We start from the raw sequence: 467 nt of genomic DNA on the forward strand, positions 1-467 counted from the left end.
TCCGGGGATAAAGCCGGGGGCGGGCAGGGGTGGAGCTCGGGTTAAACCCGTTTGGGCGGATGGGTTCTCCGGGGATGCGGCGGCCTGGCAAGAGGCTTATTTCCTCAGGGCTCACTACGGCCTTTGTTCGTAGATGGGTGATTTGGGCCGGTCTGGTGGGCCGCGTTACCAAGGAATGGTTCCCCCGGCCCCAACGGCTGGGACACCCCCTGAGCCCCCGGAGTCATCTGTCATGTCGAAGCGCGCCTCTTCCCACATATCCAACCGGTCCCTGCGTCGCGGTGCCGCCGCCCTCGTAGCGGCCGGCATGGGCGCGACAGCGCTCTTCGGTGCGGGAACCGCGTTCGCCGCCGACAGCAAGGACACGATCCTCGCGGGTGCCTCCAGCACCGCCACCGCGCTCGACCAGCAGGTCAGCGCCCAGTCCACGGCCGCCAAGAAGGCCGCGGAGTCCGCCAAGAAGTCTG

Annotated in this window: 1 pseudogene; it reads left to right on the forward strand. The window is 67.9% G+C overall.

Features of this window, described 5'->3' with window-relative positions:
- Positions 1-232: 232 nt before the first annotated feature.
- Positions 233-467: pseudogene (locus J0695_RS38165) on the forward strand (M23 family metallopeptidase); the annotation flags it as partial.

The organism is Streptomyces beijiangensis, from assembly GCF_017315755.1.
GTDB classification, from domain to species: Bacteria; Actinomycetota; Actinomycetes; order Streptomycetales; family Streptomycetaceae; genus Streptomyces; species Streptomyces beijiangensis.